Source organism: Sphaerotilus uruguayifluvii (assembly GCF_013294065.1).
In the GTDB taxonomy this organism is placed as follows: domain Bacteria; phylum Pseudomonadota; class Gammaproteobacteria; order Burkholderiales; family Burkholderiaceae_C; genus Sphaerotilus; species Sphaerotilus uruguayifluvii.
Map to the genome: position 1 here is coordinate 1 of NZ_JABSNM010000039.1, position 10,988 is coordinate 10,988.

12 protein-coding genes are annotated in these 10,988 nt (G+C 43.2%); 1 reads left to right on the forward strand and 11 read right to left on the reverse strand.

What is annotated here, in order from left to right; all coding sequences use genetic code 11:
* Positions 1-205 (forward strand): UDP binding domain-containing protein (locus HNQ01_RS21955; RefSeq protein ID WP_286181093.1); only part of this gene is annotated, 205 nt, incomplete at its 5' end.
* 22 nt (positions 206-227) lie between these two features.
* Here HNQ01_RS21955 and HNQ01_RS21960 read toward each other — a convergent pair.
* The 11 genes from HNQ01_RS21960 to HNQ01_RS22010 form a co-directional block, all read right to left on the reverse strand.
* Positions 228-1,354 (reverse strand): IS3 family transposase gene (locus HNQ01_RS21960; protein WP_434801529.1). Its coding sequence is split into 2 segments (ribosomal slippage): positions 228-1,093 and positions 1,093-1,354, totalling 1,128 coding nucleotides; the frame shifts between segments, so codons are not numbered across the junction.
* Positions 1,355-1,478: 124 nt separating this feature from the next.
* The gene (locus HNQ01_RS21965) at positions 1,479-2,162 is read right to left on the reverse strand and encodes a DUF1919 domain-containing protein (protein WP_173807642.1); all 684 of its coding nucleotides are present in this window, start codon (positions 2,160-2,162) and stop codon (positions 1,479-1,481) included.
* Positions 2,162-3,016, reverse strand: coding sequence for a glycosyltransferase (locus tag HNQ01_RS21970; RefSeq protein WP_173807643.1), 855 nt, complete (start codon positions 3,014-3,016; stop codon positions 2,162-2,164). Before HNQ01_RS21970 ends, HNQ01_RS21965 begins: the two co-directional genes overlap by 1 nt.
* Before the next feature lie 7 nt (positions 3,017-3,023).
* Positions 3,024-3,818: a glycosyltransferase family 25 protein gene (locus HNQ01_RS21975; protein WP_173807644.1), complete on the reverse strand. Its 795-nt coding sequence runs from the start codon at positions 3,816-3,818 to the stop codon at positions 3,024-3,026.
* The gene (locus tag HNQ01_RS21980; RefSeq protein WP_173807645.1) at positions 3,815-4,930 is read right to left on the reverse strand and encodes a cellulase family glycosylhydrolase; all 1,116 of its coding nucleotides are present in this window, start codon (positions 4,928-4,930) and stop codon (positions 3,815-3,817) included. The genes HNQ01_RS21975 and HNQ01_RS21980 overlap by 4 nt, the downstream gene beginning before the upstream one ends.
* Positions 4,902-6,395: a lipopolysaccharide biosynthesis protein gene (locus tag HNQ01_RS21985; protein ID WP_173807646.1), complete on the reverse strand. Its 1,494-nt coding sequence runs from the start codon at positions 6,393-6,395 to the stop codon at positions 4,902-4,904. Before HNQ01_RS21985 ends, HNQ01_RS21980 begins: the two co-directional genes overlap by 29 nt.
* Positions 6,376-7,251: a hypothetical protein gene (locus HNQ01_RS21990; protein WP_217427654.1), complete on the reverse strand. Its 876-nt coding sequence runs from the start codon at positions 7,249-7,251 to the stop codon at positions 6,376-6,378. The genes HNQ01_RS21985 and HNQ01_RS21990 overlap by 20 nt, the downstream gene beginning before the upstream one ends.
* On the reverse strand, positions 7,251-8,456 hold the full coding sequence (locus tag HNQ01_RS21995; protein ID WP_173807648.1) for a glycosyltransferase: 1,206 nt from the start codon (positions 8,454-8,456) through the stop codon (positions 7,251-7,253). Before HNQ01_RS21995 ends, HNQ01_RS21990 begins: the two co-directional genes overlap by 1 nt.
* Entirely contained in the window at positions 8,456-9,667 is a 1,212-nt protein-coding gene (locus tag HNQ01_RS22645) for an O-antigen ligase family protein (RefSeq protein WP_173807649.1), read from the reverse strand. The genes HNQ01_RS21995 and HNQ01_RS22645 overlap by 1 nt, the downstream gene beginning before the upstream one ends.
* 40 nt (positions 9,668-9,707) lie before the next feature.
* Positions 9,708-10,394 (reverse strand): transposase, encoded by a 687-nt coding sequence (locus HNQ01_RS22005; RefSeq protein WP_173807650.1) that lies wholly within the window; start codon positions 10,392-10,394, stop codon positions 9,708-9,710.
* A 74-nt stretch (positions 10,395-10,468) separates the two neighbouring features.
* The coding region (locus tag HNQ01_RS22010; RefSeq protein ID WP_173807651.1) for a sugar nucleotide-binding protein at positions 10,469-10,988 on the reverse strand (520 nt) is incomplete at its 5' end.

Genomic DNA, 10,988 nt, shown 5'->3' on the forward strand with positions numbered 1-10,988 from the left:
GAGCTACGCCGAGAGCCAGAAGCAGGCGCTGGAAGGCGCCGACGCGCTGCTGATCGTCACCGAGTGGAAGGAATTCCGCACGCCGGACTTCGACGGCATCGCCGCCAGCCTGCGCGACAGGATCGTCTTCGACGGTCGCAACCTGTACGAGCCGGAGCTGATCCGCTCCTTCGGGCTGGAGTATCTGTCGATCGGCCGGCGCTGAGCGACGACCGTAAGCTCACCCGTCAAGCAGACAGCTGATTCCCAGAGTCTGCGGCGGTTGTGGTGATCAATCGGGGCATGAACTGCCTGGGTGGCTTGCCGCCCAAGGCGTCATGCGGTCGGTACTCGTTGTATTGGGTCAGCCAGTCGTCGGCGATGGCCTGGACCTGCTCGATGGAATTGAACAGCCAGGCATCGAGCACTTCGGTCCGGAAGGTGCGGTTGAAGCGCTCGACGTAGGCGTTCTGGTTGGGCTCGCCGGGCTCGATGTGGTTCAGCACGATGCCCCGGCGCTGGGCCCACGCGACGAATTCGCGGCTGTTCATCTCCGGTCCGTTGTCCATGCGGATGGATTTCGGTGCACCGTACCAGTCGACCAGCCGGTCCATCGTGCGGATGAGCATCGAGGCGGGCAGCGACTGCGCCACCTGGATCGCCAGGGCCTCTCGGTTGGCCTCGTCGATCACGTTGAGGGTGCGGAAACGCCGGCCGTCGTAGAGCACGTCGTGCATGAAATCCAGCGCCCAGCCCTGGTTGACGCATGCGCCTGCGGCCAGCGGAGTCGGCTCGCGTTTCGGGATTCGGCGCTTCGTCCTGCGCGGAATGTTCAGGCCCAGCTCGCAATACACCCGCCAGACCCGTTTGTGGTTCCACGGGCGGCCGTCCAGACGCAGCCGGTCGAAGCATTTCCAGAACCCCCAGCGGCCGTTGCGCTCGACCACGCCATTGAGCGCGTCGATCACCTCGGCATCCTTCTCCTGCGGCAGCGGCGGCGTCCTGTAGTACGCCGCCCGCGACAAGCCTGCGGCCCTGCAGGCTCGCGTGACCGGCAGGCGATGCTCGGTCACCATGGCCGAGACCACCTGCCGCTTCGCGGACGGCGTCAGAATTTTTTTGCCAGCACGTCCTTGATCGCCGCGTTCTCCAGCGCCAGGTCGGCGTACATGCGCTTGAGCCGGGCGTTCTCCGCTTCCAGCTCGCGCATGCGCGTCAGGTCCGAGACCGTCGCGCCTGCGTATTTGCTCTTCCACGCGTAGTACGTCGGCGCGCTGATGCCGTGCTTGCGGCACACCTCGGCCACCGGCAGCCCGGCCTCTCCTTCTTTCAGGATCGCCACGATCTGGCTCTCGCTGAACTTGCTCTTCCTCATCGGCTCGCTCCTTTCGGACTGGGCCGCATTCTCTGATTTCGGCTGTCTACTTGCAGGGGGAGCTTACGGATTCAGCTTTTCAGCGCCATCAAACGGCGGGCGGGAAGTTCATAAAATGCTCCAATTAGTTAAAAACATCATAATAAGAAGAAATTAACTTGGAAAATTTAGAATGATTAACCCTTCCCTCACAAATCCATTCAACAATATCAAAGCATCTATATCGCCTTCTATACAAACTAAGTCCATCAATAATTTCATTTTTATCTTTATTTATTAAATTTGGACAAAAAACATGATCCGCCGATGGGAAATCCTTAATCCCAAAAGATATCTTACCATCAAACTGCATAGCATGAAATTTCTCGAGATGCATCCCAGAACAATCATCTCGATCGCACATCTTTACGAAAATTTTTGCCCCCATTTTTCTATCCTCTTTCAATCTGGCAACTCTACGACGCCATTTAATCTCAGCCTCTTCTTTACTTGAATAGTGTAAAAAATGAATCTCAAATTTACCACAAAGCAGACCAACAGGATAATTTACAGGAAAAATATATCTCGACCTCTCCAAAAATTCAATATCTGAATTCATGCATTCATCAAAATTTTCAAGAACACCAATATAACAATCAGGCAACAAAAATAAACCAACAAATGGTGTATTATATGATCTATCAGTATGCTGATATAACTCATACCCCCAACAATTGTTCGACACAATAATAAATTTTTCATTTCGTAATTTTTGTTTTTCTCGCAAACCAATCAATTTACTAACCAAATTATACATAGCGACCCTCATCAAAAAACAAATCGAAGTAGAAATTTTAGTATTTGCTTAACCGACGGCCTAAGCGAAAAAAAGTAAGCCACGTCTTTGCTTGAAGGCCTAAATCCATAGTACTTACTAAAAATTTGCATATACAACCAAGCTTTATCACTTGAACTCAAATATGAATTACCCTCCAAAAAGCAATTATATGCCCTCTTGATTCTATCAACACCTTTGGTTGATATTCTGTCAGATGATCTTATATCAAAAAAAACATAGGATGGATTATTAACTAAAATACCACAACCAACTCTTTTACAGAATCTATAAAATAACTCTAAATCTTGCCAGGCCGGCATTTTTTCATCAAATAAACCAGCGGCAAACCAATTTTCTAATGGAGCAAATATCTGATTTCCAACGCAATTACTAATTAATATTGCATCAGATGTAGCAACGCAAGGAAATTTACTGAAGAAATATTTCTCTTTAGAAGTAAAAATCTTGTATTGCGAATAAAGAAATCCAACAGGAATATTATGTGAATTTTGATTCAACTCATTCCATTTGTCAACAAACAACTCTACTCTTCTTATTTCAAAAAAATCATCATCATCTAAACCAGTGACAAAAAAACCATTCGCTAAACTTATTGCAATATTCCTAGCAGCCGGCGCGCCAACTGACTCCTCATTTCTCACATAAACCACTCTATTGTCTTTAGAGCAAAAATTTTTATTCAATGAACTATTAACAGGAGAACTACCGTCATCAACTACAATTATCTCAAGATTACTATAAGTCTGATTAATTACGCTACCCAAGGCCCTAGAAAAATCTTTTGGCCTATTTTTTGTTGTTATATAGACAGTTACTTTTTTCATGATTAGATTAATTTTTTCGCCGCGGAACAAACACAAATCCAAAAATCAGATAAAAAAGAGATCCGAATATTCTTGCGTAAATAAACTTTCTTTCATAAATATATAGAATTTTTTTTATCACATTAGGAAAAAAACCATTTTTTGATCGATTGCCATAAGATTTTAATCTCTCGGACTCTATAGAACTAGCATTCAACTCAATAGGATGCCTTACAATTTCTGTGAAGAATATTTTTATACCTTTGCCACACAAATAATCCCAATCATCCGCCTTAGAAAATCCATCCTGCTGTTTTTTTAGCAGCATTTCCAAAGCCTTATCGCCCGCGATATATGCACATGTCCTCCAAACCTGTTTCCAGCAAACTCTAGGAATCGAATATACATTAGAACCCAGCTCAGGGGAAAGCCTCCCAATAATCCATTTCCTGGATTTTAAACCATCCTGCCCACCCAGAATACATATTCCATCGGCTGGAATTCTTCGCGCTATTTCATCGCAACGAAATAATCCTTCTCTATCAACAATAACATCATCCTCCATAATCACAACAGATTTTTCGCCAGATAAAATTGCATTTTTATAAACTTCAATATGACTCAGTGTGCACCCCAATTCTGAGGGGCTCAAAAAATAGCGCGCCCTCTGCAAATTCAAAAAATAATCAGACGCAAAAAATTTTCTTCCGTCAACAGCATTAATAATATTTATCTCATCAAAAGAAGAACCGACACGAAACTTTAAATCGCGCCTTCTTTGCTCTGCCCCCTCAAGGGAAATAACATACTTTTTGATACTCATGAAACACCCTTTAAAATATCAATTCTTCTTGACTGCGAAATTTTACAGGCAGACCAGTTTTCTTTACCAGCACTTTCAGGTGACCATATGGCATTCTCCCTAAATGAATGGAAAGTCCAATCTAAATTTAAAATTGAAAATGCTCTCACTAACGCAGACAAATACAAATCACCATATTTTCCAGAAAATACACTAGCCCCGAATTCACCGATATATGGTGAATTCCCGAATGAATCAATGAAAAAAGAAACAATATCCTTCAAGAAAAATTTTATAGTATCATCACTCCAGACAAATCCATCACTATCAGTAAATGGAAAAACAATATTTTTGTTTGCACGAACTGTATCAAAAACTCCAAAGTGAGATAATTCCATAGGGTAATACATATGCCAACTAGGAATTACACGCATATCATCCACCCATTTGAAGCTTAATATTGAATCTCTCCAAGACATATATTTTCCATTGGAATCAACTAGTCTGGCAGGCTGAAGCACAATTTGAATTCCTTCAGAGAACTCATGACAATCATATGCAATATTTTTGGCAAGAAATTGCCACGAAAGATTTTTATCGCCACCACGAAAATGAACAGGCTCATTTAAAAAATCAACCCACACACTATTCCTTGCATTAATCGGAAGAAAATTACTCAATCTAATAAAAATACTTCTCCACAAACATCTAAAATTATTTTGGATGTCAGCATCAAACCAGAATTTATCTCTTGGATGAGTCGTATACTTATTCGAAAAGCCTATGTACGTATGTGGATCAATAACAATTGTTGAATCATTTTCAATAACAAAATTAATGATTTTAAATAATTTTTCCCATGCATTTTCATTAATGTTTTTTGGATTATTTTTATCAAATATAGCCCCATCAGCAAAGCTGACCCTAAAAATACGGAAGCCAAGGCCGACAAGCTCTTTTAAGGCGCAAATACTTACATTTGGAGTTACATTGAAACCGGTCTTTTTATTATTTTTATAATTTTGTCCGTCGAAAATATTAACGCCTGAGCAACCACTCAAGCCGCCCAAGATAGATAACTTTAAAAAATTACTCCGATTCATGTCAAACAATTCGCCAAAAACCAGTAACACTACCCCCCGAAATCATAAATTTTACACCTTTCATTAATTTCCCCAAAAAGCCACCTTCAGAAGAAAAATGCAATAAATAAATAACAACCATCAAAAAAAATGCAACTGCCGAAAATCCAACAATTAATCTAAGCACTCCAACATCAAGGCACAGCACACGATCAACAAATAAATGCGCCACAACAACAACTGTAGAAGACACAATCAAATTTAAACCAACATCCAAAGAGATTGCATTTATTTTTGCCCCAATAAATTTAATAACGAAATAAAGAGCAAAAATTCCGTTGAAAAAATTAGCCCAAAAATATAGTTTGGCCATGTATTCGATACCACTACTGACGCCCATCAAAAATGCACCCAACTGGAGTAAAGTGGCAAGTGTACCCAGCTTTAGTAATTCAGATATACGCCCCATCGCCTGCAATGCACCACCAGTGGTACTTACCAAGGCTTGAATACATCCAGTCAAAGCCAACCAAAAAAGCACCGGAGAAGCGAGCAGCCATTTTTCTCCCAAAACCACAAAAATAACTGACTCTGACTCTATAGCAACAAAAATCATCAGCGGCCATATACAAAATGATAATGATCGAAGTATTCTACAGTATATTTCATGTGCACCATGCCCACTTCTGATTCGTGAACACAGCTCCGGATACATTCCACGATTAATTGCTCCCGTAATGTTCTGAACTGGAAATAGCATAATTTTATATGCTTGACTATAATAACCAACCTGTACTGCACCTAACGCTCTTGATATTATAGGTATATCAGCATTTCTTGCTATATAGTTAATAGAATTAAATCCAAGAACACCTCCGCCAAAACTAAGTATCTCTCGACTCCGTGTGGCGCTCCAAGAAATTCCAGGTCGCCATTTAGCCAAAATTACGTAAAGTACCGATGTTATGGCAACGTTAGCAAAAAAAGATGCAGCCAAAGCCTTCGCGCCGAAATTATTAATGGCTAGAATTAATGCCAGAATGAATGCAAAAACACTCGAAAATATCTCCGCCTGTGCAATTTTTTTAAAGTTCCCGGAACGCTCCAACAATGCTTGAGGAATAGCGCCAAATCCAGAAAAAACAAAAACCCACGATACAATTTTAATTAATTCACCAACAACCATTATTCCAAAAAATGCACCTATACTTTCATGAAAAATTTGCAGAATTAAAAATATAACGAATCCAAGAGAGAATGATATAAAAAATGCCGTATCAATAAAAATTTTATCCAAAGAGTCGACTCTAATAAGAGAATTTGCAACACCTCCATCCCTAAAAACATATGCTAAGTTAATAACCACGAAGCAAGCAGCCATTGCCCCGTACTCTTCTGCCGGTATTATTCTTGAAAGAACTCCGATTGTTAAAATTTGAACTATTACACGTATTCCTTGAACAGAAGCAGTCCAAAAAATATTTTTCACAAGTTTATTATCTTTTATTCCAACCACCACACACCTCCCAATATTTCTTTATCTGCTGATTATTCCGTCCTTGAATACAGTTTTCCAACCAAAGCGCACTGCTTTGAGCTGCACTCCACTCAAAAATATCAATTTTTTTTGTAGCAAGCCTCACTACAGAATTCAGCTTCCTTGTTTCAGCATACAACCAAATATCATCTCCATCGGGACAAGTATCACGAATAACATTTACATTAAAATTCATCCTCTTCAACAAAACAGTAGGATATAAAACTCCACCACATCCAGTCGCAAAGTTACCAGAATCAATGCCAGGCTCAGAGATACTATGAATCCAATTCATATAATCATCCGGAAAACCATTGCTTAGATATTTTATGCGATGAACTCTATGCGCAACAACATCCGCAGGATAAAGCACATTATCTTCAATCAAAGAATTTAACCAGCCTTGCGGATAGTTCATATCATCATCCGCAATAATGACACCTACAGGGCAAATATCTCCAGCGGCAATAATTTCAGCCAAAGGAACTATTTTTTTATAAGATCGAAGATCTTCACAAGAATTAATTTTTAAGCCAAACTTACATAGATTCACCACATCATTTGGCAATTCATCAATGTCATTTTTTGCAATCCATAAAATAACTTCATATTTATTTCTTGTCTTTTGCATTAAAATTGACTTTATAGTTCTAGCAAGGTCCTTATATCGGCGAGGATATGAAGTCAATGATACAACATAAAATATGTCATTTTCGCATTTTTTACCACCATCGAATATTTTTTTTATCTTATAAAAATTCCAGCGCGCATTCAGTGCAGCCACACACCTAAACTCTTTATTGAGTATTTTTTTAAAATTAATTAGCGCCCCCATCATCCCAGCAACTCCTTATATACACCAACAATACTTTCGACATGCCTTTTCATACTAAACTCAGATCTTACTCGTTGAGAACCTCGTCTTCCCATATCCGACAAGTCAAGATCGCCACTCTCGCAAAAATCCAATGCAGCACCAATAGTTTCTGGAGAAACTTCTTTTAAAACTATAGCATCAACACCGTCTCGAACCACTTCAGGAAGACCTCCACGATTACTGCAAATAACAGGTAATCCCATGGCAAGAGCCTCAACAGCTACAAGGCCAAAAGTTTCATCCCATTTAGAGGGAACCAAAATACATTTACATTTTTGCAATATTTTTTCTTTTTTCTCAGGCCCACAAAATCCAACCATAAGGATATTTTTTATGCCGCGACTATTAATGTATTGCTCAATAGTCGGCTTCAATGACCCATCGCCCATGACAACCAAGTTAATATCCGGACGAACCTCAAACGCCAAAATCATCTCCCAAATCCCTTTTATATCTTCAACTCGCCCCATATACCCATAGTTATCGCCCTTATCTACAAAATATGGCATGCGATCCATGTCGACCCCATTATAGACTGTTACTATTTTATTTGAATCCACGCCCATTGATATAATTTTATTTCTCTGAAAATCACTCACTGCAATGAATTTATCAACGAGCCTATATGAGCCAGCAAGCAATGAAACATAAGCCTCGACAGTTGAATGCAACGTACGTGCACGCGATTTTTTATTACATGACCGCATGATAGCCTTGTAGTAGTTAAATCCACTACAATCTTCACATTGTTCACCATCAGCAATCATTTGATATGTAGGACAAACCAACTTATACTCATGTAAAGTCTGAACGATCGGTATTGAATTTTTATGGGCACATCGGATAATTGAAGCAGTCAATTTTCCATAATAAATATGACAGTGCAATATATCCGGACGAAAATCACATATTAGATTATTTAACGCTTCAGAAGATTTGAGTGAATAATACGATCTGACGACATCCAATATAGAATCACCAACAAGTTTTGACGTATTTTCAGGGAAATATTTTTCCCACTGATTCGGCAAATTTCTTGAATCTTTAGCCGCGAATGGTGCAACTTCGTGTCCAGCAGCAAGCAACGCTTGTTCTTCTGCCAAAAGCACTTGGTCAGACCCTCCTACAACAAAATAATTTTGCCCTGCAAGAATTATTTTCATCATCCACCTTTGCGCGAATTTAACAATGACAACATTGTCAGAATAAAAAATGGGAAGTTATATCCAAAATTAACTGATTCAGTTACACCGAGAACCATGAACACACTTAAAAATACAATCGCGCCACCAAAGCCAATACGATAAACCATCAGTTTCGACAACCCAGCCATCATGACAATATAAAATACCAATCCGACAACCCCATAAGAAACAAGTGTTTCTAATGAAGCATTGTGCGAAGACCCTACACTATATCCAAGAATGGCCTCCATATCACTAAAACCACGCTCATTCATGTATGCATACTGATTAACACCCAAACCACCAATAGTCGACTCAGAAAAAAGACCCCAACCATAACTCCATATATAAACTCTACTCAGTATTGAGTCCGGCACCAAAGGATAATAAGATGGATCAAGGTATACGAGAGTTATCAACAGAGTAATTATGGTTAGGACCACAACGAAACCAGAAACCAATATCTGATGAACAACAGAAGAATCTCTTACGTTAGAGAAAATATTCGTAAAAATGTACGTAAAACACATTAATGCTGCAGCAAGCATGCTCGTAGATGATCCTGACTTTATTAGTAGAATAAAATGCAGACCAATAGCACCAATGCCGTATATATCCTTGTGGAGAGCCGGCTTCAACGCCAAAATCATTGCGATAGCTATAACGGAATACATACCTAAACTATTTTTATGTGTAAAAACACCTTGCCACAAACCGTCATGCTCAGAGTCAGCAGCAATACCATAGTCTGGAATAAATAATGCCCAAAAAAAACTCATAGTCCCCACAAAAATTACAGCAAACTTGAAACATTCATATATTTCATCACCATCAAAGTACTTCACGAATAATGCCGAAGCAGCAGGTATCGAAAGAATATAAGAGAAGGATATTATTGCAATATTTTTTTCTGGAGCCCAAAAACAAGTACAGGCGGCCCACACTATCATTATTTTATAATACACACCTAAGCGAAGGACTTCTTCTCTTGCGAAAAATGATGCCGAAACGATCAATAAAAACACAGCGATCACAGGAATAATATTCAATACTCCTGTGTATAAAATAGCATTGTGCAACCCCTGTGCACGAGCACCACCATCTTTAATTAAACCGATAAACGCATTAGTTGTCAGTACAATTAATAATATAGCCAGCGCAATACCGGGTACAATTCGATAATATCGCACAAATATTCCTTACCACTCAAAAACCACCAGCTAAAGCGTGTTATGAACTTCCCGCCGCAGCCATCACCGCTGCGGCCTTGGGAGGCATGAGGATGGCGAAGACGACGAAATGCAAGCTGGCCAGCACCTGAGGCAAGCGCTCGACCACCCAGCGTCTGGGCAGCAGGACAAACCCCTTCTTCGCCTCGGGGAGTTTGACGATCTGCAGGTCGATCTTGCTGGCCTGGGCGTCCTGCCTGGCCTGCTCGCCGGTGTAACCCTGATCCGCCCACGCCAGCTTGACCGTCATCGCGATCAACTGTCCCAGCGTGTCGACGGCCATGTGCACCTTGCTGCCCCTGCGCCGCTTGTAGCCGTCGTAGCCCGCGCATACACCACTTTCGCAACTGCTCTGCAGCGTGCGTCCGTCCAGAACGACAGCGCTGGGCTGACCCCGGCGGCCTTCGCTGACCCGGATGATCGAGCACATGTCGTTGCCCATCGCCTCGAAGCAGCCCGCCTCGTCCCAGCGCCGGAACGGCTGGTACACCCTCTTGTGCCAAGGCGGCAGATCATGCGGCAGCAGTAGCCACGGCGCGCCGGCGCGCGCAAGCCAGCGCAGCGCGTTGAACACCTCCCGCAGATCGTGCCGACGCTGCGGCGCATTCGCATCCATCAGCGTCAGGTACAGCGCCACGAAATGCCATTCCTCTTCGCTGATGTAGCTCGGGTAGGGTTTGCAGCTCATGGATTCAGCTTTTCAGCGCCATCAAACGGCGGGCGGGAAGTTCATAACGCGCTCTAACACTGCCGGGCGGAGAATCAGAGGATTTCAATAAGCATGCGCTCGACACCCTGCTGCCACGGCGGCAGCCGCAGGCCGAAGACCTGCTGGAGTTTCTGCGTCGACAGGCGTGAGTTGTGCGGGCGCCTGGCCGGCGTCGGGAAGGCGCTGGTCGGCACCGGGTCGATGGTCTGGACCTTGAGTTCGCGGCCCCTCTGGCGGGCCTGCTCGATGACGAAGCTCGCGTAGCCGTGCCAGCTGGTCTCGCCGGTGGCCACCGCGTGGTAGACGCCGGAGAAGTCGATCTCGCTGTTCATCGCGGTGCGCACCATCTGCGCAGTGAGGTCGGCCAGCAGGTCCGCGCCGGTGGGCGCGCCGATCTGGTCGTCGATGACGGTCAGGCGTTCGCGCTCGCCCGCCAGGCGCAGCATGGTCTTGGCGAAGTTGCCGCCACGCGCGGCATAGACCCAGCTGGTGCGCAGGATCAGGTGCCGGCAGCCGCTGGCGCGGATGAGCTGCTCGCCCTCCAGCTTGGTCTGGCCGTAGACGCTCAAGGGG